The sequence below is a fragment of the Nostoc piscinale CENA21 genome (genome assembly GCF_001298445.1).
Classification (GTDB): Bacteria; Cyanobacteriota; Cyanobacteriia; order Cyanobacteriales; family Nostocaceae; genus Nostoc_B; species Nostoc_B piscinale_A.
On sequence record NZ_CP012036.1, the window covers coordinates 5847181 to 5874064 of the forward strand.

Sequence of the window (26884 nt, forward strand, 5' to 3'; positions counted from 1 at the left end):
CAGCCGCAGTAGGAAAGGCAATTCGACCGTTATTTAAAACCTTATTACTAACAACAGTTCTATAGGACTAATATTTGATTTTTGAAAAAGCTCCGTACATCTGAAGAGTGGGAAAATCAAAGGTAGTGTGACGGATAAACCATTCAAACATCCATTTTAAATGAGAAAATGAAGGGAGCAAAGCACAAAAACGTCGAACCCAGGTTTTGGCTTGCAACCAAACATCCTCAATAGGGTTTTGTGTTGGACAATTAGGAGCAAAACGAACGCAGTGTATTTTCCACTGGTCAGTTGAAAGTCCTTTATTCAGTTCATCCAAAAAATTCTTAATTTCTTGAGAACGATGGTAACTAGCACCATCCCAAAAAATTAATAATTGCTGATTAGGAGACTCATCTAGCAAATAACGTAGATAATCAATCGTATTTTGGGAATTTCCAGCATCATAAGTTTTAAGTATTAATTCTCCTTGAAGATAGTCAATGGCTCCATAATATGTTTGTTTCTCTCGTTCATTGACCACCGGAACCATAATTTCTTGGTCTGTTTTACCCCATATATAACCACTTAAGTCTCCCCACATTAAATGACATTCATCAATCAGTAGCACTCTTAATTTACCTGTTTCAATTTCGCTCCGGTTGTTTTCCAACAATGTTTCAATCTCTTTTTTTTTGCATCAACAGCATCTGGGTCGGCTTTTGGGTTAACTTTTCGTGTTTTTTTTCCAACTTATTCCTGCTGCTTTAAACAAATCGTAGTAACTTTTTTTTCGTTTCGTAAACTACATCGTATTCAAAAGCTAGTTTATACTCTAATTCTCCTATTTCCCAATAATCCTTTGTTTGAAGCCAACTCAATACTTCCTCTCGCTGCTCATTACTCAAATAGCTTTTTCTTCCTTTATAATTTAGTCTTAGACCATCAACACCATTCTCCTCATATACTTGTTTCCAACCTGTTATTGAACCAAGTGAAACACCAAGAATTTTCTTGATTTCCTCATATAAGTAACCTTGATAAACCAGCTTTACTGCTAATCCTTTTCTCGCTTCACGGGCATTTATATTTTGAACTATAAATTCCTCTAGTTCAGCGATCGCCTGCTGCAAGTGCTGATTCAGCATTGTTCTTCCTTATACTTATTACCTGTCTCCGTATTATCTCTTGTTTTTTTTCAAAAATCAAATATGATTCCTATATCTCAGGAGAAAATTCAGAGTGAAGGGTCGGCAAGCAACCGTGACTATCTTAATGGCTGATGATGACGAAGATGACAGTATGTTAATCCGTGAGGCAATCACGGTGAGTCAATTGCACATCGATTTACATACAGTCAGCAATGGTGAAGAATTGATGGACTATCTCCATCGTCGTGGCCACTATGCTGACAACACAGTTGCGCCACGTCCTAGCTTGATTTTATTGGACTTGAATATGCCCAAAAAAAACGGCTTGGAGGTGCTGAAAGAAATTAAAACCGATCCTGAACTAAAAACAATTCCGGTTATTGTTCTGACAACCTCAAAGGCAGAAGAAAATATCCATCACACTTACAGTTTGGGTGCTAATTCTTACATAGTCAAACCGATGACATTTTCTGCCTTAGTAGAACTAATTGAAACCTTTGGGAAATACTGGTTTGAAACTGTGGAATTACCACTAGGAGTAGTGGGAGGAGAAAATGAAGAAAAACCCAATCAGAGTTCTACTCATTGATGATGACGAAGATGATTATATTTTGACTCGTGATTGGTTCGGGGAATTTCAAGTAGCAATTTGTGAGTTGTCATGGATAGATAATTATGCAGATGCACAACAGGCGATCGCCCAAAATCAACATGATATATATCTAGTAGATTATCGTTTAGGCATCCACAACGGACTCGAACTTTTACGCGCAGCCGTCGCTAATGGTTGTACTGCACCAATTATTTTACTCACAGGTCAAGGCGATAAAGAAATTGATATCGAAGCCATGAAAGCCGGTGCAGCCGATTATTTAGAAAAAAGTCAGTTAACAGCACCTTTGTTAGAACGTTCCATTCGCTACGCTATTGAACGCAAACAAACAGAACAAAAAATCCGTGAACAAGCCGCCTTACTTGATGTCGCCACCGATGCAATTTTTGTCCGCGATTTAGACGACAAAATTTTGTTTTGGAACAAAGCTGCTGAAACTTTATACGGTTGGCAAAAAGACGAAGTAATTGGTAAAAAAACACCAGAATTGTGGCAAGAGAAAAATTTGTTTCAGTTGCAAGAAGTACTGCGGTTATTAATGAAACATGGCTCTTGGCAAGGAGAATTACAGCAAATCACAGCAGCTAATCAAAAAATTATTGTCGAAAGTCGTTGGACATTAGTACCTGATTTTGCACACCAACCCCAAGCAATTTTAGTCGTCAATACAGACATTACGCAAAAACAACAACTAGAAGCCCAATTTCTGCGGGCGCAAAGGTTAGAAAGTATCGGCACATTAGCTAGTGGTATTGCTCACGACCTAAATAATGTTTTGGCACCAATTTTGATGACAGCCCAACTTTTAGAAGCACAATTACAAGATGAGCGTTCTCAGAGATTATTACCAATATTAATAACTAACGCTAAACGTGGTGCAAATTTAGTCAAACAAGTCTTATCTTTTACGCGGGGAATGGAGGGAGAACGTAGCCTTTTGCAATTCAAGCATTTAATCATCGAAATTCAGCAAATTGTCAAAGAAACCTTTCCCAAAACTATTGAAATTACAACTCTAGTAGCGCAAAACCTGTGGGTTATATCTGGTGATGCAACTCAACTACATCAGGTGCTAATGAATTTGTGTGTTAATGCCCGTGATGCGATGCCAAATGGGGGAACATTAAAAATTACTGCCGAAAATTTCTTAGTAGATAAAAATTATGCCAATATGCACCTTGATTCTAAAGTTGGCCCATATATAGTTATTTCTGTAATTGACACTGGTTTGGGTATTTCCGCAGAAATATTAGACCGCATATTTGAGCCATTTTTTACGACTAAAGAACTGGGTAAAGGCACGGGACTAGGACTTTCGACAGTACTCGGAATTGTGAAAAACCACGGTGGTTTTATCAATGTCCACAGTGAACAAGGACAAGGTAGTCAATTTAAAATCTATTTACCAGCACAGGAAATCACGGAAACTGTAGAAGAAGTAGAAGTAGTATTTCCTGGTGGTAATGGAGAATTAATTTTGATTGTTGATGATGAAGCTGCGATTCGGGATATTACCAAAACATCTCTCGAAAGTTATAACTACAAAGCCATTACCGCCAGCGATGGTATTGAGGCGATCGCTTTATATGCGGAACATCGAGATGAAATTTCTTTGGTATTAACTGATATGCTAATGCCTTCTATGGATGGACTGACTACTATTCGCACGTTGCAAAAAATTAACCCAGAGGTCAAAATTATTGCTATCAGTGGACTGATTTCTAGTGATAAGGTGAATGCCGCTTATGATATGGGAATTAAAGCTTTTTTGTCGAAACCTTATACAGCTAATCAGTTATTAGAAGCGATTAGTTTTATCAAAGATAAAAACTAAAGTTCAAGTAAGAATTCAGAATACAGAATCCAGAAGTCAGAATTGGTTAGAATTTGATAACTATCCCAAATAGACTATTCAAGTATTTGTCTCTTGCGGACTAATACCAATTCGCAATTCGCAATGACGCGACGCTCGTTCTTCGCTATCGCAGCCTCGCTACCGCTTCGCTAACGCAATTAAGAAATCTAGCTCCAGCCAGATTTTCCTGATTTCTATCTGTCGCATTCTTTTTTCAAATTGATATTAGATGTAGCCAGGATTTTAGGGTTTAAATCTGTATCAAATGTTAGAGAAAGTAATTATTGTTATTGTTGATGATAAACTTTGCTGTTATTTTCCGACTTTTGTAAGGCTTTGATTTCACTCTTAATTTCGTTAAGTTCTATTTGCAAAGCCTGAATTTCCTCTTGAAAATAAGCCTGCATTTCAGCTTTATGATCTTGAATAAGTCCCCTAATAAAAACTCCCAAAATATCTTGAATTGGTCGCCAAAAGCCTTGCCAGCGTTGTTGGTCTTCTGAGAGCAAAGTGATATAAGTATCAAAACTATGAGGGAAAGGAATACCGCCCAAAAATTCTAAAGCACCGCCAAAATCAAGAGAAACACTTTGAGAACCTAAACCAATTACCCCATGCGCTTCCCCAACCGGGACACAGTTACCTAGATAAAGTTCCCCAATTCTCAGACCATTGCCCGCAAATATATTTAAAGGAAATGGAACAGGTAGAGGTAGGTTAGGTACAGGATCAAACCAGTTTTCTATCCTATAACTCATTCCTTCACCTATTTGCTGATTGTAGTATTTGGCGAAGGAATCATTACCTAATTTCGGTGAGGCGATCGAATATACTTTTATCTTTAGATATAAATCTTGGATGTGTCGCCGCAACGCTAAGGCACATAAGTGAGCTACTCCTCCTCCCAGGCTATGGCCTGTGACGTAAACTTCTAAAGGCTCAGTCACAGCTTTTAGTTCTAGCAAAGCTTCCTGTTCAATGGCTAAAATGTGTTCGAGTTCTTGATCGTTACCAATTTCGCCATCTGATAATGCTTCTTTGATTAGTGGCTTGACTTTTTGCTCAAAATCAATTCCTAATCTAATTGTGCCAGCATTAGCGATCGCTGTTACGCAAGCCAATTGTCTTTCGGGACTCAATTGATGCAATTGCTGAAAATCTCTATGTTTTAACTGACCTGCTAAAGTTCTAAAAAATAATTTTATTTCATCTGCAACTGACTCAAATGCTATGAATAATCCTTGGACAACTTTAATTCTAGGATCTGTCATACTAGCGTATTTCACTAAATCCCACTTTATATCGGTGGCAATATCTGTAAGCTCTAAACTACCACGGTCAGTAAGAATAGAACCTCGAAAAACGACAGCATATTGATCAGCATCTTTTTTTTTCAAGATAAAACCACGAACATTTGTTTCGTCATTACGAATACTGTGAGCAAATTCCCAACCTTGATTACCGTGAATTGAGTTATAAATTCCTTCAATTTCAGTATCATCTACAGAGCCATCATCTTGCTGGAAAATATGATAAATTTGCTTACAAAATTTTGCCATTAATATAGCTTCATTAAAACTAAAACCAGATTGTAATTTTTGAGTTATAGTTGGATTTTTCATGTTTTTGAACCACTTTAGAGAATGAGAATAGCAAAATTGCTACTACTTATATTTAAACTTCATCTAGACAAGCTGTGAGCTTTTGGGCTAATACTTCTACATGAGGTAATCTTAATAAATTGAAGTGATGACCGGGAATCTGATATATCTCTAATCCTTGTGCAGCTAAATCAAGCCAGCCTCTAGTGGGGTCTTGATCGTGATTGCCAAATTGGGATTTGGTATAAAATAATGTCATTTTACCTGGATATAACTTTGGGTTGTAATTAATTAAAGCTTCACTGTTAGCCTGAATTATTTGCAAAATTCTCTGTAATACTGGTTGGCGAAACTTCATTAATTTTGACTCATGTTCTACAACCTTAGCGATTGATTGGGGATTAATCAGACTCATCAGATGCCAAAAATCCATTGAGTGCTGAGATTTATCTTTAGCAAAGCAGAGATAAAAGTAATCATAGATGTATGGCCAGCTATGTTGTAATGATGAGGTCAGGAAAAATTTTAATAAATTGAAAAAGTTAATAGTTTTGTCAGGAGAAAGCGGTGGCGTATCTAGCAAAATGACTTTGGCTACCTGTTGTCCTTGCTTTTGAAGTTGAGTGGCAATTTCCAAAGCAACGTAAGCTCCAAAAGACCAACCTCCTATAAAATATGGGCCATGCGGCTGAATCGCACGCAAAGCCTGAATATAGCGAGATGCCATATCTTCAATCTTGTTTAATGGTTGCTCTTGTCCATCAATTCCTACTGATTGCAGCGCGTAAAATGGTTGTTCTGCGTTAATGAGTCGCGCTAATTCATAATAGGGAAAGACCACTCCAGCAAGTGGATGAATACAAAACAAAGGTGGTTTTGTTCCATGTGTTTGAAGGGGAATTAAACACTTGGGTAGCTCGGAATTAACAACTGTTGTGTTAGCTAAATAGTTAGCTAGAGCTACGATGGTGGGATGCTCATATGCTACAGTGCTAGAAATTCTGCGTCCTAGCCATTGCTCTAGTTCACCCGCTAGGTTCACTATTGCTAGAGAATCTAGACCATAACGTGTCAAGGATCTTTGAACATCTATTTCTTGGGAAGTAACTTTGAGCAAATCTGATAATTTATTTATTAACCAAGCTTGTATAGCTTCTTTAGTTTGAGTTGTTTTTGGGGACAATAATTGCTCATGGATATGATTTTTATTAGCTAAAAGATGAGGTCTAATTTCGTGATTATTCTGTCGCCACTCTCCCACGACATTGAGATTTCTCTCTAAAAATCCTTTTTTGCAAGCTTGGCGTTGTATCTTACCGCTAGATGTCTTTAAAATGCTTGCTGTCTTCAGCAGCAACACCGTATAAACTTGTAACTCATGCTGCTCTGACACTGCTTCATAGATGGCTCCAACTATCTCATTGAGATTCAGTTCCCGCAGATAATGGCGATGCACTTCTTGAACTACAACTAGTTTGTCTGCTCCATCTACTTCTACGGTAAATGCAGCACCACAATCAGATCGTAAAGCTGGATGGCTCTGTTGCACTGTCAATTCAATATCTTGTGGATAATGGTTGCGGCCTCTAATAATAATTACATCTTTGAGCCGTCCAGTAATAAATAATTCACCATCCTTTAAAAATCCCAAATCTCCAGTACGCAGAAACGTTTCTTCTTTCGTGTCTCGTAATTGTGCTTTAAAAGTTTGCTCAGTTTGCTCTGTCCGCTGCCAATAACCTTGAGTTACGCTGCGTCCCGATATCCAAATCTCCCCGACTTGATGAGGAAGGCATGGCGTTAGGGATTCTGGGTCAACAATGACAATTTTAGTATCGAGCCATGAACGCCCACACCCTACTAAATGCCTAACATCTTGGGTATTGGATAATGCTTCTACAATTTGATTTTGTGCTAATTTATCTGCTTTCACAGTACAGTAAATGGGTTCTGCATCGCCTAATCCTCCGGAAATCATCAATGTGGCTTCAGCCATTCCATAACAGGGATATAAGAATTTAGAACGGAAACCACATGGTTGGAATTTTTCAGCAAATCGTTCTAAAGTATGACGACGGACAGGTTCTGCACCATTGTAAGCAAAACGCCAAGTGCTGAGATCGAGGGGTTCTAATTGTTCCTGTGTAATCTTGTTGATGCAGAGTTCATAGGCAAAGTTAGGACCACCAGAATGAGTGGCTTTGTAACGTGAAATCACCTCTAGCCATCGAATTGGTTGCTGAACAAATGCTGACGGTGACATCAAGATTACTGGCACACCCACATACAGGGGTTCAAGAATCCCCAAGATTAGCCCCATATCATGAAAGCTAGGTAGCCACGAAGCAGCTACACTCTCTGGCGTGAAGGCAAACGCTTGCTTCATGTACTCACAATTGTGGAGCAAGTTTTGGTGGCTGACCATTACTCCTTTTGGTGTGCCTGTAGAACCAGAAGTGTATTGTAGAAAAGCTAAAGTATCGCTATTAATTTCTGGTTTCTGCCAGTGATAGGCTTGACGGTTATCTATATTATCTGTATGTAGAATGTGCAGTGTGTTTAGTTTTGAGTCTTGGACAAAGCTCTTGTTGATATCTTTTAAGAGAGAGTCAGTTGTCAGTGCTACCTTTGCCGAGGCATCGGATACGATCGCTGATAACCTTGTCATTTTCTGATTTGGTCGAGGCGGATAAGCTGGTACAGCTATCACACCAGCGTATAAACATCCAAAGAAGGCAGCAATAAATTCTAGTCCTGGTGGATAAAGCAGTAAAGCTCGTTCACCCGTTAATCCCAAAGATTGTAACTTAGAGGCGATCGCCCGTGATATTGTATCTAACTGCTGATAGGATAAACTGAGTGTTTCTTGTTCTCCTTCTTGAACAAATATATAAGCTATTTTGTCAGGCTGATGTATTGCTCTGTAATTCAGCAGCTCTATCCAAGTCGAAAAGTTAGACATAAATTTTTAGCAATTATAAATTTCAAGTATATTTTCGTTATTGTGGGCATATATGAAAAAAACTGGTCAAAATTAACACCTGAATTGTTGAGTATTTTTTGCGGATAGCTCTTGTGGTTTCTGCTCCATTCATCCCTACCATCATCAAATCCATCAGCACCCCATGTGGATGCAATTGTTCGCACATATGTACAGCTTCATCTCCATTACGCGCTTCTCCTACTAATTCAATGTCATCAAAGGCGAGTAAGAGAAATTTGCTACCTTATCGCAGGATTTCATGATCGTCAACAGTTATGACACGAATTGGCTCAATTAATGTATCTTTCGTCATATAAAAATTTTTCATAAGAGAATTATTTTTAATACATTATTGTTCCATTCTCCGTGTTTATACCCAGTCTTCTTAATTTTTAATTAATAGATATGTAATATTATGTTATAAACATTTAGTTAACATGACACCGAACAAAGCGGCCCGTGCGACTTTAGTCAAGTCAGGGGAGTGCCAACATCCCATTAAGCTGAAAAACATCTAAATTGCATAACCAAATTAAATCAAACTTTTGTGGGGTAGGCATCTTGCCAGCCCTAATCATGCAAATTAAATGTGGAACAGCTTAGTGTTGGGTTTCTGGATTAATAACCTTGTTGAATCCACTCCCGCCCTGCTTTCTCCGCCGCTTCGGGTGTAAAGTAAAGTTTGCGCTCACCAAAAACTGCACCACCAGGACTAATCAACCGAAACTGCCAGCAATCAATCTCTGTGTAAAACACCAACAGAATCATCTGATGAATGCCAACAACTAAATGAATTTTGGTAGTAGTCATTAGTAGTAGCTCAAACTCTACCTTTGTTTTATCAAACTATTTACAGGCAAAAATGCGATCGCTTCTACAAAATTCCCTCACCTGAGTCTTCTGGTAAATGCTCAGATTTAGTCAGAATAAACAAACTACCATCACCACCACGTCCAATTCTTAAGGTTTCATCTAAGTAAGTAATATCAAGGGTGGCAACTCTACCAGCAGGATTGTTAGCCGGAATCACCTTAAATGGATTGAGTTGCGGAGTGTCAATACCAATAATCTTCTCAACTGATAGGTAGCGTTTATCAAAGTAGACGTTGATGCGTTTGTTGGCTACAGGTGATGAATCTTCGATTACAGGCTCGAAATTAGCTGTGACTCTTACATATCCAGATACTAGCCCCAGAGAATGTTTAACTTGAGCTAAATTGAAAAATCTTTGATTAGCAACATCAATCACTTGATAAACTCTACCTACCTTTAAGCCTAGTGGTAAGGAAGCCAAAGAACGAATTTCTCTGGCGGTGGAGTATTGCAATTGCCAAGTGCCATCTAGTAAAGAAATAGCAGATACAAGCGGATGAGGGGAAGGATTAACACTTTCTAGTTCTGTGGTTAATTGTTCAATTTCTGCGGCTGTAGTTTTGTCTAGCTGCAAATTGGTTATGGGAGAGCCATCACTGTTGGTTTGGATGTTATGGAGTGATGCTTGCAATTTTTCTTTTGGTAAGAGTTGATTAGTCAAGGGTTAAAACCTTCCTTTACTTGATACTTCGACTCCACAGTACAGAACGGAGTTAATCTCCAATTAACTCCACTGCATCTCGTCCATCTAAATCTTGTAAATACACTTTGACGACTTCTTCTTTAGCGGTGGGTAATTGCTTGCCAACAAAATCTGCGTGAATTGGTAGTTCTCGATGACCCCGGTCTACTAACACTGCCAAACGAATAATTTCCGGTCTACCATACTCAGTCACAGCGTTTAAAGCAGCGCGAATGGTTCTACCTTTGAAAATGACATCATCTACCAAGACGACGGTTTTTCCAGTCAAATCAAAAGGAATGTTGGTTTTAGCAGGAGTCCGCAAGCCAATTTTGTCCAGGTCATCTCGATAAAAAGTAATATCTAAGGCTCCTACTGGTACGCTTACACCTTCTAGGGTTTCAATTTGCCGTGCTAGTAATTCTGCCAAGGGTACGCCTCTAGTGTAAATACCCATAAGTACCAATTGCGATAAATCGCGCGATCGCTCGACAATTTGGGAAGCCAAGCGGGTTAAGGTACGCCGTAAATCTTCTGATGAGAGAATTTCAACTACTTTTGCACACATAAAAAGTTTGGTTAATAGTCAATAGTCAATTGACTGATTACTTCTATCATGACCTGTTTGGCAGCAAGAATAGTATAGCGATCGCTATTCCTAACCACAATAAAAAGCTGTAGCGCGTTAGTTGCAAAGCTTGATCAATGCTAGTCGGCGTAATTGGGTAAATGGCATCGCCTAACAAGGGTTTTGCTTTCGCCACACCCCGATACCAATTTATCCCACCCATCTGCACGCCCAAAATTGCCGCATAAGCACATTCACTCCAGCCAGAATTAGGACTGGGATCTAAAACGGCATCTCTGCGACATATCCGCCAAACATGCAATAACTTACCCGATAACAGTGCCAAGGTAATTACAGTTAAGCGACAAGGTAGCCAAGTTAAATAATCTTCTAACCGGGCGCTAAACCAACCGATATAAGTGTAAGGCGCTTCTTTATAACCCACCATTGAATCTAAGGTACTGCTGGCTTTATATGCTAAAGCCAAAGGAACTGCACCTACATTTGGCACGCAAGCACCAACAACAGCATAAAACAGTGGAGCCATGACTCCATCGGTGGCATTTTCGGTGACTGTTTCTAACACAGCACGCAAAATTTCTGCTTCTGATAAGTTTTGGGTATCTCGACCAACATAATTACTTAAAGCTTGACGCGCCTGGGATAAATTACCCGCAATTAAAGGCTGTAAAACATCGGTGGCGGCGGTTCGTAAACTTCTCAAGGCAAAACAACTAGCCAGGATAATACTTTCTATCACTATTGCCAATATTGGATGTAACCATTGGGCAACTCGAATAATTAACCAGCTGATGCCGCCACTACCAATAATTAAAATTATCGCCAGGACAATTCCCGCGATTCTTTGTGTTATGGAATTTTGACATATCGATAATGCAAATTTTGTGAAGCGAGAAATTATCCATCCCATGACTTGGACTGGATGCGGCCAACCCCAAGGATCACCTATTAAGAAATCTAAAATTGCGGCGATGATTAATGTCATTTGTCCTTTGTCCTTTGTCATTAGTCATTTGTCTGGAGTGTTGCTAATAACAAATGACCATTGACTAAACCACAAAATTTGCTTCTTCCCCTAAAGATGCTTGCCAACTGCGGGCATCGTAATAAAGATCAGCCAAGGTAATGCTGTATAAAGCTTCTTTCAGTTTTTGGTTGAGTCTTTGCCAGAGAGTGTACGTTACCCAATCTTCTGCTTGTATTGGTGTTGGGTGACGGTCGGGAATATGGGTAATGGTTTCGCCGACGGCTTCTAATATTTGTCCAATAGAGATTTCTTTGGGTTCTCTTGCTAGTTGGTAACCACCAATGCTGCCCCGAATTGATTTAACTAACCCCGAACGGCGCATTTCTATTAGTAATTTTTCCAGGTATGGTGCAGGAATATCTTGGCGTTGAGCGATCGCTCTGACAGATACTGGCCCATAATCTGGTTGTAAGCTTAAATCTAGCAATGCTTTGACACTGTAATGTCCTTTGGTAGTTAGTTTCATTATTTTTTAGTCAAGAGTCAAAAGTCAATAGTGAATGCTCAATGGTCAATAGTCACAAGTTAGAAAATTACTAATAAATAAATTTTGCCTTTGACTGTGGACTATGGATTATTGACTAAAAATCAGGGTTGCTTATCATCTTATGTTCCCAGAAGCAAGCTGACTGAGTAGATAAACTTTTTTTGTCTTAGTTTAAAAAACTTAAACAATTATAGTTTAGCAGTTTTTTCCAAACTATATATAGCCATCAGCATTAGTCGATATCTAAACAATAGATTGTCTTGACATTATTGATAATTGTGCAACAATTCTGGCTAGGATTGTAATATACTTGGCTAGGTTGATATAAAAACGAATGAATTTTGTTCCTATCAACTCAACCTCAGCTAAAATAAAATCGATTCAACTACTTCAACCATTCATTTTCAACCTAAGTTGATGCCTAAACAGAAAAAAAATTGAACCCCTAGTTGGGGAGGATCTGCTCAGAAAAGTTAAAGAGCTAGAGAACCTTAGCAAAGAAGAAAAAGCTAAGGAGTGCGGCTACTATACCGTGACCAAAAATGGTATAGAGCGTGTCAATATGATGAAATTTTTGAATGCTCTCATTGATGCTGAAGGCATTCAATTAGATAGTGCGCCAAATGCAAATGGACGTGGCGGACGCAGTGCCAGCTATCGGATTAGTGTGCAATCCAACGGTAACTTACTGATTGGTTCTGCTTACACAAAACAGATGAATCTCAAGCCAGGTGACGAGTTTCTGATCACTTTAGGGAAGAAGCACATTCGCCTACGTCAAGTAGATCCAGAAGATAGAGAAGGTATTGAGGAAATCGAAGCCTCAGCATAATAAATAGTCAAGAGTGCAAAGTCAAGAGTCAAAAGTCAATATAAATCATGACGATTAACTATTGATCATTGACCATTGACTTTTGACTAAAAATATATTTGTGGAGTGTTTTGCGGGTGGCGGCTAAATTGCAGGTTAAGGCAATTTGCTCTTTTTCTAATAAACCCAAAATCCGCTCTTGGTTGTCTCTAGCTACCACTGGTAACTGATGCAAACCACGCAAAGCCATCCGATCTAAAGCTTCAGATAAAGGTTCATCCCGCCAAGCATAGAGAATTTCCGTGGTGCAAATATCCATGAGAGTTTGATTGGATAATTCACCAGTATTTTCTGTGGCAGAATTTTGGTAATTTTGCCAGCGAATCAGAGCGCGATTAATATCTTCTAAAGAAATAATCCCGACTAATTGCTCGGCTTCATTAATTACTAAAGCACTGCGTGTGCGATCGCGGGTCATTTCCATCGCGGCTTCTAACAATCCTAAAGTTGCAGGTAATTTTTTTGGGCAGGAAAGTACAGCATCTTCCACTAAAATTTCCTGCACAATTTCTGCTTGCTCATCTTTTAAATCGGCTAAACCAAATTGTTGCAGTTTCGAGTTAGAGTTAACATTTGGTTTAATTTGATCTATCAACCACACACTTAAACCCACCGCAGCCATTAAAGGTAAAACAATGCGGTAATCACGAGTTAATTCAAACAGCATAATAATCGCAGTTAATGGCGCTCTCACACTAGCAGCCAAGACAGCAGCCATCCCTACCATTGCATAAGCTGGGGGTGCGGCCATATATGCGTCAATTCCTGGGACAATGAGACATAAAATTTTGGCATAAGCCGAGCCGAAAGAAGCGCCTAAAAACATGGCTGGGGCAAATAAACCACCCACAAAACCACTCCCGGCACTAATGGCTGTCATTAATAATTTCACTACCAGCAAAGCCAGCAAGAGATTTAAGGAAAATTCCACATCTTGCAACATGGCTTGGACAGTGCCATAACCAATGCCTAAAATTTGGGGAAATTGCAAAGCCACTAGGCCTAAAATTACTCCCCCAATAATTGGGTGAATTGATTTGGGGATACTTTGAAAAAATTCCAAGCCAGGAATTGTGCCAGCAAAGCCAGCTTTGGCTAACCGAATTAATTCGGTGTAAAACAAAGAAATTAAACTAGCGCCCAAACCCAAGCCGAGATACAAAGGCAATTCAAAAGGGCTACGGACTTGGTATGCAGGTAAATTAAAGGCAGGTTGCGCCCCTAAGCCAATTTGGGCAATTAAGGCCGCCACAACCGCAGCGAGTAACACCACACTCACCGCCGAAGTGGCAAAAGATGTGGCCCCCATAACTACTTCTAATGCAAAAAATACCCCGGCGATCGGTGCATTAAATCCGGCGGCTAAACCGGCGGCTGCACCAGCACTTAACAGCAAACGCTGACGTTCTTGGGAGACTTGGAGAATGAGAGACAACAACATCCCAAAGTTAGCGCCAATTTCCACACTCGGCCCTTCTGGCCCCAAAGAAGCCCCACTTCCCAAAGAAACAGATGCGGCAATCATTTTAGTGACTGGCCTTAAGGGGCGCTTAATTGCTGTTCCTTGGGAGGCGGCGATTAAAGTTGATAAACCAGGGCCAAAATCTTGGGTGCGCCAGCGCATTAATCCGACAACTAATCCACCCAAAATGGGGACACAGGCTAAAGTCCAGCCGCCCCAAGCACCAATTACACTCATCAAGTCTTCTAACATCAGATGGTGAATTAGCTCAATTAAATAGTGGAATGTCACTACACCCATGCCAGTACCACCACCAATTAATATGGCTAAAAACAGCACAACTGTTTCCGGTGTGGGTTGAAAACGGTTAATGAGATGTGTTAAGCGGTGAGAAGGTGAAGGAAGTGCAGGTTGTTCCGTTACCTTCCTGACGTTGGTGGGAGGCAAGAGAGTCATTGAACGGTTGTTGGGGTAAATGTAAGAAAAAATTTAAATTATTATCTGTTATTTCTCATTGTGAGCCATTATTTATCAACCAGACAAGTAAGTGAGATTAGCTGAATTTATCAAGCTTTGATTAAAAAATGTATTGGGTGAAAGTTTTGCAGGAGAACAGCCAGATGAGAGAAAATTAATATTCAATGGTCAGCGATCGCTGGTATGGTACAAATTAGAGGTTTCGCTATTTTTTTTAGATAAAATACATTATTAATATATTGACTAGATGTACCATAAGTGAGCAGCAAATAGCAGCCATCCTCTCTCAAATCTAGCTATACTCGTGTTGCGACCATTGAGTTATCCCTAGTAGAACACTTAAAGGATGATTGACTGTGCCGATTTTCGATTTGAGATTGCCGATTTTAGATTTTTTTGGTTCATCTGTCGTCGCTGCTGGGCAGAAAGTATCCAAAATCCTCCATTTAAAATCCTCAACTTCTGTACCCCCGTGTTCAGAGTTAATCCCAAATCACTGGCTTCAGGTCGTCATCTTCAACTAGCAAAACTACTATTGCGTAACGCAGAAATTCAATATACCTATCTTTATCGAGCAAGTAGATGGACTAGGCGGACAAGGTAAATGAACACACCCATATTTGATAATCATTATGTTACTTGCCCAATTTGCCAAAGAAATGCTAGACCCAAACCAATCAAGGCTTACATAGGTTTATTTACCTGTCCCTATTGCCAGGAAAGATTAGTCGTCTGTCGAAGCGGTCATTATGTCCGCGATCCTTTTACTTTTAAGCATATACTTTTAGCTTCGGCATTGCGTCGCCAAAGTAGCCCCTTGGCCAGAATTGTCCGGGATTTTCTACCACTAAGACGACCTTTGCTTACTCTAGCACTTGGCGGCGCGGTTTTATTTAGTGCGATCGCCATTATGCAGCAAAATACCAACCACGATGAGTTGGCATTGCCGAAAAACGAAAGAATTCAAGACTAAGCAACTAGTTGTTGTAGAGACGTTGTATACAACGTCTCTACAGAATTTATAGATGCAGCTTCATATTTAATTGTTATGAAGTATGAATTCCGACAATTTCACACTTCATAACCTTGGTGTTTCTTTTGTCACTAATTTCCAACCTTCAGCTTGATCGATGATTTTCATTGATTTTAACTGGAGGTTCTTTAGTGCTGTACCATTGAGTAAAAAGTAGGGTTTGCTGCTGTATTGCCAATAATATTGTAGTTCGTCCGCCTTAGCTGGAATAATAGTGCGATCACTATAAAAATCTAAAGACGAACGATGGTAAGGAAACGATGTATAAATCTTTTTGACAGCAGGATTCACACGGGATATCATCGTTGCCACTGGTTTAACTGGATAAGCTTCGGATAATTCCCAAGCCCAATAGTTAGATTTCACTAATAAAAATAACGCAATATAACTTCCCCAAAATAAAATCCTTAAAAATTGTCCATCACCACGTTCTGCTAAAATTGCTGCCAAAATCATGGTGATAGCAATTGCGGCAAAAATCAGTTGTAAATCAGTTTTGGGTGGTATACCCCAACTAAAATACATACTACTAGCAGAAGCCAGAACCGCCAGTACAGACAATCCCACTACCCAACTCCGGGGGTAAGATGACAGTAAAGGTAAGTTTTCTGTCTCAGCTAATAGCGCCCCAAAGGCTAAAGCTAAAGCTGGGTAAATTGGCAAAATATACCAAGGTAATTTGGTATCTAACAAAGAAATACTTAGCAAGTAAAAGCCACACCACACCTGAATTAATTTCGCCCAACTAAGATTGCGATTTTCCCAAACGTAACGCCCAGTTTGTGGTAAAAATAGTAACCAAGGCCATGTCCACTTCAAAAGCTCAATCATGTAATACCAAGGTACTTGATAACTGTTGATGAGAAATGTATCAACTTGGCTACGAGATTGATTTTGTAAGCCTGCTTCCACAACAGCATAACCATAGTGCCGGATTTGGGCAACATACCAACCCACCGCAGGAAAAATACCGATCAAGATACCTGTCCAGAAATAGTAACTTGTTAGCAACCTGGGGGTATCCCAAAATAAAAATATCATGGCGATCGCACCCAGGAAAACGCCGAAAAACCCTTGTGTGAGGCAAATCAAACCAAAACTAATCCCCACTCCCAAGCAATAGCGTAAATCACGGCGCGATCGCAATACACACAGCATCATCACTAGCAAAAAGCAGACTACTACGCCATCACTCATGGCTAATCTGCCATAACGTACCACCGGTAGCATTGTCAGATAAATTAAAGCACTGTAAACCGCCGCCCAACGTTGACGAAAGATTTCTCGCCCAACACAGTAAAGCAACGGCACAGACAAAGCTGTTAAAATTGCTCCTGGTAAACGAGTTGTCCACTCATTCACACCGACAACAGCGTAAGTTCCCGCAATTAACCAATGAGCTAGAGGTGGCTTGTTATAGTAGGGTTCGCCGCCTAAAGTGAGATAAAGCCAACGTAGAGAACCAGCGGGTGCATTCCAAATTTCACGAGAAATTTGAGCTATAGTTCCTTCATCCCAATCTCGCAGCGGTAAGCTTCCCAGATTGATACTAAATAGTAGCACCGCCGCCAACAGCAATACTAATATCCAAACGCGATCAATCCATTTTTCCAGCGCCCGATGCTGCTTTTCTCGATGACCCCAAATAAAGCTTCCTTGTTGCATATTCTACGATCATCATTTTACTTGCTAGTTTGACTGCATAGAGACCAAAGCGCATCTCTAATGTTGCACCCTGTTACAACATTTGTCTTTACAATTACTAGATTCCCAGGTTAACTCAATTTTCTCTGATTAGCGATAAATTTTTTGAGCAACCCTACTATTATTTTTCATTTTATTTAACACTCATTAATTGATAAAAATGATACAACTGTTACCAACCAGGTGTGTATTATTCGTTGGGAAACAGTCGATGAATCTACCTTTCATACTAGATATAACAATTGGATTAGTATTTATTTACTTAATATTAAGCTTATTGGCTTCAGAAATCCAGGAACTAATTACTACAATCTTGCAATGGCGAGCTGTTCACTTAAAAAAATCCATTGAAATTCTGATTGCAGGTGATGTTAGTAAATCAGATGATGATAATGTCATTCAACTAGTAAACGATATATATAATCATCCCTTGCTGCAAAGTGTTAACCAAGAAGCTAAAGGGTTTTTAACAACCTTACCACGGAAGTTTATTTGGTTATTATCTTCTATTCTGAATAAATTTTCTCTACCAGGGGAAAAGAGAACAAAAAGTATTTTTGGATATGTGAGAAATGGTAAAGATGAGGCGAGAAAGCAGAAACATAGTGCGCCTTCTTACATCCCCGCAGAAACCTTTGCGACAACCTTGATGGATACATTAGGCTTACCCAAACTAGTCCAAAAGTTAACAGAATCAAGACTGATAAATTTTACACATCAGCAATTAGCAGAATTTGAAATTATCTTATCTAGGATAGAAGCCAGGATAGATAATACTGATGCTCATATTCAGCAGTTTTTAGCAAATACTCGTGATGAGTTTAATCAAACTGTGTCCGAAAGCTTTAAACTAATTATTACTGATTTTCAAAAAGATAAAATAGATTTATCGACTAGCCTCAATCGTATGGCTAAAAGTGTCGATAGATATATCGGCTGTTTTGCTGCTGATATGCCAGAGCATGAATTATTAAATAATGCTCTTCAGCGTTTAAAAGTTTTAAGAGCAGATACTTTTGATGATATAGAACAGACAATTTGTTTAAAAGGATTACGCCCTGGGATTAACGAAGTTGTACAGTTAATTAGTGTTGGTAGTGACGTTCAACAAGAGTTTATCAAGGAGTTTCAAGATAAAGATAGTGAAGCATATCAAACATTTCAATATCTCAGCCAAAGATTAGAACAGTTCAGTCAAAAACTACCGCCATCTGTGGTGGGTAACATGGCAACATTAGCCAAACGCGCTCAACTGAAAGCTAAATCAACAGAGGACGGCGTTAATATATTACGCCGCGAAATTGAGCAAACCTTTAATAACTCAATGGAACGCGCCTCTGGTGTTTACAAGCGCAATGCCAAAGGTGTAGCGTTGCTAATTGGTTTTGCGATCGCTATTATTGCCAATGCAGATACATTTCATATTGTCAGCAGATTATCGAAAGATACAGCTATTCGCACAGCAATTGTCAATAGTGCTGGTCAAATAGTCGAAACTAATACATCTCAAAATTTAAAACAACTCAAAGAAGCAACCGACCAAGTTTTGACAGATATTTCTCTCCCAATTGGCTGGAACCAAGTCAACCTCAACCAACAACTACCAAAAGCCACGGGAAATAATCAATTTACAACCCCCCTCATCCAACACTATTTCACAATGGTTGCCGGCTGGTTTGTCAGTGGAATTGCCATTTCAATGGGTGCGCCTTTTTGGTTTGATTTACTGAGTAAGGTTGTCAATGTCCGTAATTCCGGGAAAAAACCCGCAGTTTCTCATCGTGAATAGTCCGAAAAAATAAGGATGGGTTTCATCACCCATCCAACGAAAATCATGCCTTAACTGTGTGTTACCAGATTTTGATATCTAAATGTTAATAAATTAGAAAATCTGGGCCATAATTACCACTACCATCAGGTAAAGAAATTTGCATAAGTTGAATAGCAGGTGTTTTCAAACTAAACATCAATCCAATTGCACTACCCAGCTTATCTTGATTGCCAGTAGTCCAAGCTAGTTCGAGTTCATCTAAAACTGCTTTAAAAGCACTATTAAATTGATTTAACAATGCGCTGACTTCTGGTGATGGATTTTGCCAACCACCTTCAGGAACTTGTGCCATTGGATATGTATCAGGAAAGGTTACAACATCACCTGCATATCGCCAAACACCATCGACTTGAATTAATTTTCGACCATGAGAAATTTCATCGAATTTGTAGTAGTGGGCAAGTTCACCACCAAATCCTTCTGCATCTGGTGATAGGGCAGTTCCTTCTCCTTGCACTTTAATTTCTGTGATGGCTTTTTCGACATCAGCTAGTGTATTGATGGCATATAATTCATGTCCGCCGATGGAATTATCAGTTAGCTGATTAGCACCAGACATTGCTGGTTTGAGTTCTTGAAATGCCACCAGAATAGCATCATAAAAAGCGCCAATAGTAGGGTAAGTTTCGCCAGCAAAAAAAGCTATTGGCCCACTTTCAGGATATTCGATTTGTTTACAAACTTCGTCTAAATAAGTTTTACTTAAACCTGCTAAATATACCGTTAATTGAGGTCTGACACCTCCTGGTAAATGACCAGGATAGCTTGGTAACACACTGTTGATTTTTGGTGTACCACCGATAGTTGTCAGCATATTAGCAACTAATCCCATGTGCAGCATTTCTTCCATCAGCACAGTACGAATTAACTTAGCAGCAGTTTCATTGTTATCTTTAATCGACCACCACGCGCAAAGATATGGCGGTAAAGTTGCTAACTCTAGTTCTATTGCTGCATTTAAACTATCTTTCAGCCAGTCAATATCTCTATTTGCACTTTCAGTTCTTAATAATTCACTAATGGAAGTGTTCTTAGTTGTGGTGAAACTCATAGATGTGCCTTGACTATTTTGGTAGGAATCAGTCAATACACGGAAATTACCGTATATTTCCGATACAAGATAGCTTTAGCTTGAAAATTCAGACTTCCGTGATATTACTGATAAAAAAGCAATTTATAGTCAAGATTTATTTACGGATAATTTTTTGAAATGTTAAGTTATGACAATTTTTCCGAGCGATCGCTTTCACCTCATCTTCATTAAGTAGTCAGACATAATTAATTACACAATGACTGTAAATATTTTTGTCCAATTACTTAGCTCAACTGATCAGACCGCAATATTCCTTTAATTTCTGGATTGCTAGGTAGATAACTGCGAAATTTTTGAGACTTCCTGTTCTCTTGAATCCATAAGCGTCCACAGTTTTCACACTCATAGATATGAGGAATATACTTCAAATAATACTGAGTAATGATTCCCCAAACTACGGCACGATGGTCTTTACCTTGCAACCAGGGAAAGCGGTTAAGCCACTCTTGTTGATTTTCCGTAAGCAGTGATTCAATGTATAAACTGACATCAGACGCAATCCCTTCAAAGATAACATCTTTATCTTGATCCTTAATCAGATGACCTTTGTATGGTACGTTATCCGTCCGATCAATAATGCTGTGACCACAAGTGCAACCCATTTTGCTCATAAAATTCACACTGGTCGTTAGTCATGATTTGTTCTCAATTATCTACCTGACATAATTGAAGCGCCACAGTTTTGAGCTATTGTACATAAGAGTTTGTAGTTTCCCTACTGCCCTAAGCCTCGTATGATCAAGATATAAGCAAAATATAAACTCGCCAGATTTTGACGGCATAACATGGGCAGTATTTGGGAACTCGATTTTTACTCTCGTCCAATTTTGGATGAAAATCAAAAAAAAGTTTGGGAAGTTGTCATCTGTGAAAGTCCCTTGGATATTCGGACGCAAACAGATTCGTTATTTCGCTACGCTCAATATTGTCCTAGCACCCAAGTCAATTCGGGCTGGTTGCGGACAGCGTTGCAGGAAGCCATTGACAAAGCCGGAGAAGCACCTATAAAAGTCCGCTTTTTCCGCCGCCAAATGAACAATATGATTACGAAAGCTTGCCAAGATTTGGGGATTCCAGCCCAACCCAGTCGGCGTACTTTGTTGCTGAACCAATGGCTACAACAGCGAATGGAAGAAGTTTATCCTCAAGAACCGGGTTATCAAGGCGGAACTAACCCTTCTGTGCGTTTAGACAGTCCTTTACCGCAGCGTTTACCTGATGCTTTAGAAGGACAGCAGTGGGGGTTTGTCAGCTTATCGGCGGCGGAATTAGCAGAAATGCCAGAATGGGATATTGGTTTTGGTGAAGCTTTCCCCCTAGAAATGGCGCAATTATCCCCAGAAACGCGTATTCCGGGAGTTTTAATTTTCTCACCCAGGGCTTTACCTTTAGCTGGCTGGATGTCTGGTTTAGAGTTGGCGTTTTTAAGAGTTGATGATAGTGCTGGTACAAGGTTGATTTTAGAAACTGGCGCTACGGAAAGTTGGATTTTGGCAAATATCAAAAATCCCAAAATCTTAGCAGAAACCCAAGGTTTTGCTGAAGCGAAACAAACAGCCAATGGAGTGCATTTTATTGGTATACAGTCAAGTCCTCAAGCAGAATCTTTTGCTGGGTTTTGGCTGTTGCAAGAGATGAATTTGCCTTGAGAGTGCTGAGTGCTGGGTGCTGGAATTGTCAGCAAGTTATTCTCCCTTGTCTCCCTCCCAAGCCTCCAACCTCTCAGTAAAAACTAATACATACCGATGATTTTTGGGGAATTCTCTGCATTGATGACACGCTGATAGATGCCCATGATTTGGGATAATTATCTGCGTCCATCTCCGTTGTCAAAAGCAAATTGCTGATTTGCGCGGATATGCACCAATGATTTGGGATAATTATCTGCGTTTGCTTGCAGTTCAAAATCCGAAATCCACAATTCACCAAGGGTCATGGGTTCTGAAAATTTCTCACACGATACACTAGCAGAACAGCTGCTGGAACTAGCCATCAAATCGGGAGCCGAAGCCGCTGAGGTGTATCAGTCGCATTCGCTTTCTCGTCCAGTGTTTTTTGAGGCTAACCGACTCAAACAGCTAGAAACCAGTCAATCTGAAGGTACAACGCTGCGGTTATGGCGTAATGGTCGCCCCGGACTGACGGTAGCTTATGGTGATGTGTCGCCACAGGCTATGGTGGAACGGGCTTTGGCTTTGAGTGAACTAAATCAACCAGAACCAATCGAGTTGGTCACTAACTCGAAGCCTGCTTACCCAGATTTAGGGACAAGTGTACCAATAGAAGTTTTAGTCAATTGGGGCAAAGAAGCGATCGCTATTATCCGCAATACTTACCCAGATGTGCTATGCAATAGTGATTGGGAATGTGATGTGGAAACTACTAGACTTGTGAATAGTCAAGGTCTAGATTGTCACTACACAGATACTACCCTCAGCTGTTATATGTCAGCCGAATGGGTGCGGGGTGATGATTTTTTGAGCGTTTCTGATGGTCAAACCCAACGCAATACCTTAGATCCAGAAAAGTTAGCTTATCAAATTTTACAAAGGCTAGTCTGGGCAAAAGAAAATGTTGCACCGCCTAGCGGTCGTGTGCCAGTTTTGTTTACTTCTAAAGCGGCTGATATGCTGTGGGGAACTGCCCAAGCTGCTTTAAACGGTAAACGTGTCTTAGAAGCGGCTTCCCCTTGGGCGGAACGAATGGGTAAACAAGTTGTTGCACCTAGTTTGACACTTTATCAAGACCCAGAAGCAGGCCCTTACAGTTGCCCGTTTGATGATGAAGGCACACCGACAAAGGCTTTAGTGTTTGTCAAAGATGGTATATTACAGCATTTTTATGGCGATCGCACCACAGGCCGTCAACTCGGTAGCGGTTCCACTGGTAATGGTTTTCGTCCCGGTTTGGGTAGCTATCCTTCCCCTGGGTTGTTTAATTTCTTGATTCAGCCTGGTACAACTCCACTACGAGATTTAATTCGTAAATTAGATAATGGTCTAATTGTTGATCAAATGTTAGGCGGTAGTGGGGGGATTTCGGGAGACTTTTCGATCAATATTGATTTGGGCTACCGTGTACAGAACGGTCAAGTTACTGGCCGTGTAAAAGACACGATGGTTGCAGGTAATGTTTACACTGCCCTCAAACAAGTTTTAGAATTAGGTAATGATGCGGATTGGAATGGTTCTTGTTATACCCCATCTTTAATAGTCGAAGGACTATCTACTACTAGCAGAAATTATTAAGCGTAGCAGAAGGCAGGAGGCAGGAGGCAGAAGGCAGAAAGAAAAGTCCTACTGTTCGTAGCATTCAAGCTTTCAAATTGTCCTAACATAACTGACTACCGCATTACTCAAAGCTTTGAGGTAACTGAATTTATACTCAGCACTCAGCATTTAGCACTTTGCGATACACAACCAAAATTATGAACTTTGCCACTAGCATAAATGATGCTCTCCAACTGGATAGAATTGTATTTCTAGGTCGTACTTTATCTGAGTATGTGAAATTTTTTTGATCTAGATTTATCGCAGTGGCAAACAGCGAAAATTTTAGATTGTCCGGCTGGTGCAGCTTCCTTTGTGGCGGAACTGCATCAAATGGGTATTGATGCTGTTGCTTGTGACATTGTGTTCAATTTCGATGCAACAACTTTGCAAGCTAAAGGACAAGCCGATTTAGCTCATGTTATGGAAAGATTGGCTGATGTCACCCATAACTATAATTGGGACTTTTATCAAAATATTGCCAAGTTAACTGAATATCGCCAAAGTGCATTAGACAAATTTTTGGCAGATTATCCCAATGGTCGCCAAGCAGGACGCTATATTCACACTGTATTACCAAAATTGCCCTTTGGCGATCGCAGCTTTGATTTAGTATTAAGTGCTAATTTGTTGTTTCTCTATAGTGACTGCTTGGATTATGCTTTTCATTGGCAAACAATTTTAGAACTTTATCGAGTTTGCTCTCAAGAAGTCAGAATTTATCCATTACAGGGTAAAGATGCTCAAAAATATCCTTTGTTAGATAATTTACTTAATGATTTAAATCATGCGGGAATTTCCGCAGAAGTTGTCAATGTACCTTGGGAATTTCTCAAAGGTAGCAATCAAATGTTGCGTTTGTGGCGGTGCGGAAGTCAAAAGTAAAAAGTCAAAAGTCAAAAAGCTTTGTCATAAGCTACTGGACTATTTTAGCTGAAACAGTCCACTAGTACAGGTCGGCGGAAATAAACAGACCATCTAGAATTGCTAAAAGGCTTGTGGTATTACTATTTTTTATTTTTGACTTTTTACTTTTACCTTGTTGTACTAGTGGACTGACGTAAAAGAAAGATTTTGCAGATGCAATTAATATGTCAATAGTCGCTAATATAGATTTTGCGATTATATTTGCTTTGATTGTGCTGAACCGACCTTTACCTGAACGTTCACAAATTCGCAGGCGCTTACCGAATCAGCGTTGGCAAATTTACCCACAAAAAACAGATTTAGCTGGAAAACTGGCAGTTTCTATCAATCTTTCTCCCATCATCAGCCAGTTATTAATTAATCGTGGTATTGAAACACCAGCGCAAGCACAAGCATTTTTAGAACCAGAATCAATTGTTTTACCTCCGCCTTTAGAAGAATTTCCTGATTTGGCGATGAGTGTGGAGTTGTTGCAAGAGGCGATCGCATCTCAAAGTAAAATCGCTATCTGTGGCGACTATGATGCAGACGGTATGACTAGCACTGCATTATTATTGCGGAGTCTCCGAGCTTTAGGCGCACAGGTAGATTATGCTATCCCTAGTCGGATGCACGAAGGTTACGGTATCAACAAACGCATTGTCGAAGAATTTCACAGCGAAGGTGTCAAGCTAATTCTCACTGTTGATAATGGTATCTCTGCTTATGAACCCATCGCTAGAGCCAGAGAACTCGGCGTAAAAGTCATTGTCACCGACCACCACGACATCCCGCAACAATTACCCCCAGCCGATGCTATCCTCAACCCCAAACTTATCGCTGAATCTTCACCTTATCGCGGTGTGGCTGGTGTCGGTGTAGCTTATATTTTGGCTGTATGTCTTGCACAACAGCTAGGCGAAACGAGAGGTTTAATTCAGCCAATGCTAGAATTATTCACCCTGGGAACCATTGCAGATTTAGCTCCTTTAACTGGTGTAAATCGCCGTTGGGTAAAACGCGGTTTGAAGCATTTACCAAAATCTAAGTTACCCGGTGTGCAAGCGTTAATTCAAATCGCCGGCGTGCAAGCCAGGGAAGCAGGGGTGCAGGGGTGCAGGGGTGCAGGGGAGAAAAATTTCTGCGAGTCTTCTGTTCTTACTCCCCACTCCCCACTCCCTACTCCTAAGTCACTCAAACCAGAGGATATCGGCTTTCGTCTTGGCCCCCGAATTAATGCAGTTGGACGTATTGGTGATCCTCAGACGGTGATTGATTTGCTGACTACGGATGATATGGGAGTTGCACTGACAAGAGCAATGCAGTGTGAACAAACGAACACTAGCCGTCAGCAAATGTGCGAGGAAATTGAACAAGAAGCGATCGCTTATGTAGAATCAGAATTTATCGCATCGTTACCACAAGACCGAGTATTAGTAGTTATCCAACCTGAATGGCATCATGGTGTAATTGGAATTGTCGCCTCTCGCTTGGTGGAACGTTACGGTGTGCCTGTATTTATTGGTACGTATGAAGATGCGGGACATATCCGTGGTTCGGCGCGGGGAATTCCTGAGTTTCATGTGTTTGAAGCGTTGGAATATTGTCGAGATTTGTTAGGCAAATTCGGCGGACACAAAGCGGCGGGAGGATTTTCTTTACCAGCAGAAAATTTAGAATTGGTGCGATCGCGTTTAATTGATTTTGCTAACCAGTGTCTAGAACCGCAACACCTCAAGCCACTGCTCAAAATTGATGCTCAAGCTAACTTTAACCAAATCAATCACCAACTGTTCCAGCAATTAAATGCGCTGCATCCTTGCGGTATCGATAACCCCGACCCAGTTTTTTGGACACCAAACGTCCAAGTTATTGAACAGCAAACTGTCGGTAAAGGTCATATTAAAGTGACATTAGCCCAAACTATTGATGATCAGCAGTATATAGTTAAGGCGATCGCTTGGCGTTGGCGTGATTATTATCCCTTACCACAGCGAGTTGATATTGCTTACAAGTTGCGCGAAAACACTTTTAACGGCAACACTACCATCGAGTTAGAATTAGTCGGCGTGAGATTAAAAAAAGCCTCATCTCAAATCTTCTACACCTCGTCACCAAACCCACTCCGAGCCACATTTCAACACAATCAACGGCAGTATACTTGTGGCATCTATCAAAACAATTCTTTCCCAGAACTCAGAATCAAAAATCCTGAAGGTAAAATTCTAGTTATGCAGCCAGAACGCACAATCGGCTTGTTGGGAACCAGTCGTGAAGCGGCAATAGAGGTTGATGTCTCTCAACCACAGTATGATTCCATTATCCAAGCAGCGTTGCAAGCATTATCATACATAAATGCTGAGTCATGAATACTGATGTTTCACTCAGCACTCAGAAC

The 26884-nt window shown here is 40.1% G+C and carries 22 protein-coding genes and 1 pseudogene; 9 read left to right on the plus strand and 14 right to left on the minus strand.

Annotation, left to right across the window (positions count from 1 at the left end):
* Positions 1 to 67: 67 nt before the first annotated feature.
* A pseudogene (locus ACX27_RS31990) lies at positions 68 to 1103 on the minus strand (IS630 family transposase); the annotation flags it as partial.
* A 118-nt stretch (positions 1104 to 1221) separates the two neighbouring features.
* On the opposite strand from ACX27_RS31990, the gene ACX27_RS25045 reads away from it, so the two are divergent.
* Complete coding sequence (locus ACX27_RS25045; RefSeq protein WP_083468834.1) at positions 1222 to 1719, plus strand: response regulator; 498 nt, start codon at positions 1222 to 1224, stop codon at positions 1717 to 1719.
* On the plus strand, positions 1685 to 3577 hold the full coding sequence (locus ACX27_RS25050) for a hybrid sensor histidine kinase/response regulator (RefSeq protein WP_062296401.1): 1893 nt from the start codon (positions 1685 to 1687) through the stop codon (positions 3575 to 3577). Before ACX27_RS25045 ends, ACX27_RS25050 begins: the two co-directional genes overlap by 35 nt.
* Positions 3578 to 3885: 308 nt before the next feature.
* Here ACX27_RS25050 and ACX27_RS25055 read toward each other — a convergent pair whose 3' ends face one another.
* The 8 genes from ACX27_RS25055 to ACX27_RS25085 all read right to left on the minus strand — a co-directional run bounded on the left by ACX27_RS25055 (position 3886) and on the right by ACX27_RS25085 (position 11819).
* Complete coding sequence (locus tag ACX27_RS25055) at positions 3886 to 5220, minus strand: lipase family protein (protein WP_062296402.1); 1335 nt, start codon at positions 5218 to 5220, stop codon at positions 3886 to 3888.
* A gap of 52 nt (positions 5221 to 5272) precedes the next feature.
* Positions 5273 to 8161, minus strand: coding sequence for an AMP-binding protein (locus tag ACX27_RS25060; protein ID WP_083468835.1), 2889 nt, complete (start codon positions 8159 to 8161; stop codon positions 5273 to 5275).
* Between the two features lie 37 nt (positions 8162 to 8198).
* Complete coding sequence (locus ACX27_RS35870) at positions 8199 to 8393, minus strand: response regulator (protein ID WP_083468836.1); 195 nt, start codon at positions 8391 to 8393, stop codon at positions 8199 to 8201.
* A 407-nt stretch (positions 8394 to 8800) separates the two neighbouring features.
* The gene (locus ACX27_RS25065; protein ID WP_062296404.1) at positions 8801 to 8992 is read right to left on the minus strand and encodes a hypothetical protein; all 192 of its coding nucleotides are present in this window, start codon (positions 8990 to 8992) and stop codon (positions 8801 to 8803) included.
* Positions 8993 to 9056: 64 nt separating this feature from the next.
* Positions 9057 to 9716: a PAP/fibrillin family protein gene (locus ACX27_RS25070; RefSeq protein WP_062296406.1), complete on the minus strand. Its 660-nt coding sequence runs from the start codon at positions 9714 to 9716 to the stop codon at positions 9057 to 9059.
* Between the two features lie 52 nt (positions 9717 to 9768).
* Positions 9769 to 10305, minus strand: coding sequence for a bifunctional pyr operon transcriptional regulator/uracil phosphoribosyltransferase PyrR (gene pyrR, locus ACX27_RS25075; protein WP_062296408.1), 537 nt, complete (start codon positions 10303 to 10305; stop codon positions 9769 to 9771).
* Between the two features lie 46 nt (positions 10306 to 10351).
* Positions 10352 to 11311, minus strand: coding sequence for an adenosylcobinamide-phosphate synthase CbiB (cbiB, locus tag ACX27_RS25080; RefSeq protein ID WP_144427597.1), 960 nt, complete (start codon positions 11309 to 11311; stop codon positions 10352 to 10354).
* Positions 11312 to 11375: 64 nt separating this feature from the next.
* The gene (locus ACX27_RS25085) at positions 11376 to 11819 is read right to left on the minus strand and encodes an Rrf2 family transcriptional regulator (RefSeq protein WP_062296412.1); all 444 of its coding nucleotides are present in this window, start codon (positions 11817 to 11819) and stop codon (positions 11376 to 11378) included.
* 457 nt (positions 11820 to 12276) lie between these two features.
* Here ACX27_RS25085 and ACX27_RS25090 point away from each other — a divergent pair, with 457 nt between their 5' ends.
* Positions 12277 to 12672, plus strand: coding sequence for an AbrB family transcriptional regulator (locus ACX27_RS25090; protein WP_062296414.1), 396 nt, complete (start codon positions 12277 to 12279; stop codon positions 12670 to 12672).
* A gap of 58 nt (positions 12673 to 12730) precedes the next feature.
* Here the strand turns inward: ACX27_RS25090 and ACX27_RS25095 are convergent, their stop codons facing one another.
* The gene (locus tag ACX27_RS25095) at positions 12731 to 14629 is read right to left on the minus strand and encodes a chloride channel protein (RefSeq protein ID WP_062296416.1); all 1899 of its coding nucleotides are present in this window, start codon (positions 14627 to 14629) and stop codon (positions 12731 to 12733) included.
* A 625-nt stretch (positions 14630 to 15254) separates the two neighbouring features.
* Between ACX27_RS25095 and ACX27_RS25100 the strand changes: the two genes are divergently transcribed.
* Positions 15255 to 15623, plus strand: coding sequence for a hypothetical protein (locus tag ACX27_RS25100; protein ID WP_062296418.1), 369 nt, complete (start codon positions 15255 to 15257; stop codon positions 15621 to 15623).
* Between the two features lie 105 nt (positions 15624 to 15728).
* Here the strand turns inward: ACX27_RS25100 and ACX27_RS25105 are convergent, their stop codons facing one another.
* On the minus strand, positions 15729 to 17348 hold the full coding sequence (locus ACX27_RS25105) for an ArnT family glycosyltransferase (RefSeq protein WP_062296420.1): 1620 nt from the start codon (positions 17346 to 17348) through the stop codon (positions 15729 to 15731).
* Between the two features lie 250 nt (positions 17349 to 17598).
* Between ACX27_RS25105 and ACX27_RS25110 the strand changes: the two genes are divergently transcribed.
* Positions 17599 to 19176, plus strand: a complete 1578-nt coding sequence (locus tag ACX27_RS25110) for a hypothetical protein (RefSeq protein WP_062296421.1) — start codon at positions 17599 to 17601, stop codon at positions 19174 to 19176.
* Positions 19177 to 19261: 85 nt separating this feature from the next.
* Here ACX27_RS25110 and ACX27_RS25115 read toward each other — a convergent pair whose 3' ends face one another.
* Together ACX27_RS25115 and ACX27_RS25120 are read right to left on the minus strand one after the other, a co-directional pair.
* Positions 19262 to 20305, minus strand: a complete 1044-nt coding sequence (locus tag ACX27_RS25115) for a ferritin-like domain-containing protein (RefSeq protein ID WP_144427526.1) — start codon at positions 20303 to 20305, stop codon at positions 19262 to 19264.
* 230 nt (positions 20306 to 20535) lie between these two features.
* Positions 20536 to 20922: a hypothetical protein gene (locus ACX27_RS25120; RefSeq protein ID WP_062296425.1), complete on the minus strand. Its 387-nt coding sequence runs from the start codon at positions 20920 to 20922 to the stop codon at positions 20536 to 20538.
* A gap of 174 nt (positions 20923 to 21096) precedes the next feature.
* Between ACX27_RS25120 and ACX27_RS25125 the strand changes: the two genes are divergently transcribed.
* A complete protein-coding gene (locus ACX27_RS25125) occupies positions 21097 to 21960 on the plus strand; it encodes a Tab2/Atab2 family RNA-binding protein (RefSeq protein ID WP_062296427.1) in 864 nt (287 codons plus the stop codon).
* Positions 21961 to 22118: 158 nt separating this feature from the next.
* Here the strand turns inward: ACX27_RS25125 and ACX27_RS35010 are convergent, their stop codons facing one another.
* Positions 22119 to 22247 (minus strand): hypothetical protein, encoded by a 129-nt coding sequence (locus ACX27_RS35010; RefSeq protein ID WP_256364362.1) that lies wholly within the window; start codon positions 22245 to 22247, stop codon positions 22119 to 22121.
* On the opposite strand from ACX27_RS35010, the gene ACX27_RS25130 reads away from it, so the two are divergent.
* The 3 genes from ACX27_RS25130 (at position 22246) to ACX27_RS25140 (ending at position 26855) form a co-directional block, all read left to right on the plus strand.
* A complete protein-coding gene (locus ACX27_RS25130) occupies positions 22246 to 23559 on the plus strand; it encodes a TldD/PmbA family protein (protein WP_062296429.1) in 1314 nt (437 codons plus the stop codon). The genes ACX27_RS35010 and ACX27_RS25130 overlap by 2 nt on opposite strands.
* Positions 23560 to 23895: 336 nt before the next feature.
* Entirely contained in the window at positions 23896 to 24465 is a 570-nt protein-coding gene (locus tag ACX27_RS25135; protein WP_235526376.1) for a class I SAM-dependent methyltransferase, read from the plus strand.
* 254 nt (positions 24466 to 24719) lie between these two features.
* On the plus strand, positions 24720 to 26855 hold the full coding sequence (locus ACX27_RS25140) for a single-stranded-DNA-specific exonuclease RecJ (RefSeq protein ID WP_062298559.1): 2136 nt from the start codon (positions 24720 to 24722) through the stop codon (positions 26853 to 26855).
* Positions 26856 to 26884: the final 29 nt, after the last annotated feature.

Bases quoted from the DNA above. Each gene is read 5' to 3' on its own strand.
- ACX27_RS25050 (WP_062296401.1), top strand. From the start codon at position 1,685: ATGAAGAAAAACCCAATCAGAGTTCTACTCATTGATGATGACGAAGAT.
- ACX27_RS25055 (WP_062296402.1), bottom strand. From the start codon at position 5,220: ATGAAAAATCCAACTATAACTCAAAAATTACAATCTGGTTTTAGTTTT.
- ACX27_RS25060 (WP_083468835.1), bottom strand. From the start codon at position 8,161: ATGTCTAACTTTTCGACTTGGATAGAGCTGCTGAATTACAGAGCAATA.
- ACX27_RS25065 (WP_062296404.1), bottom strand. From the start codon at position 8,992: ATGACTACTACCAAAATTCATTTAGTTGTTGGCATTCATCAGATGATT.
- pyrR (WP_062296408.1), bottom strand. From the start codon at position 10,305: ATGTGTGCAAAAGTAGTTGAAATTCTCTCATCAGAAGATTTACGGCGT.
- cbiB (WP_144427597.1), bottom strand. From the start codon at position 11,311: ATGACATTAATCATCGCCGCAATTTTAGATTTCTTAATAGGTGATCCT.
- ACX27_RS25085 (WP_062296412.1), bottom strand. From the start codon at position 11,819: ATGAAACTAACTACCAAAGGACATTACAGTGTCAAAGCATTGCTAGAT.
- ACX27_RS25095 (WP_062296416.1), bottom strand. From the start codon at position 14,629: ATGACTCTCTTGCCTCCCACCAACGTCAGGAAGGTAACGGAACAACCT.
- ACX27_RS25100 (WP_062296418.1), top strand. From the start codon at position 15,255: ATGAACACACCCATATTTGATAATCATTATGTTACTTGCCCAATTTGC.
- ACX27_RS25105 (WP_062296420.1), bottom strand. From the start codon at position 17,348: ATGCAACAAGGAAGCTTTATTTGGGGTCATCGAGAAAAGCAGCATCGG.
- ACX27_RS25110 (WP_062296421.1), top strand. From the start codon at position 17,599: ATGAATCTACCTTTCATACTAGATATAACAATTGGATTAGTATTTATT.
- ACX27_RS25120 (WP_062296425.1), bottom strand. From the start codon at position 20,922: ATGAGCAAAATGGGTTGCACTTGTGGTCACAGCATTATTGATCGGACG.
- ACX27_RS25125 (WP_062296427.1), top strand. From the start codon at position 21,097: ATGGGCAGTATTTGGGAACTCGATTTTTACTCTCGTCCAATTTTGGAT.
- ACX27_RS25130 (WP_062296429.1), top strand. From the start codon at position 22,246: ATGGGTTCTGAAAATTTCTCACACGATACACTAGCAGAACAGCTGCTG.
- ACX27_RS35010 (WP_256364362.1), bottom strand. From the start codon at position 22,247: ATGACCCTTGGTGAATTGTGGATTTCGGATTTTGAACTGCAAGCAAAC.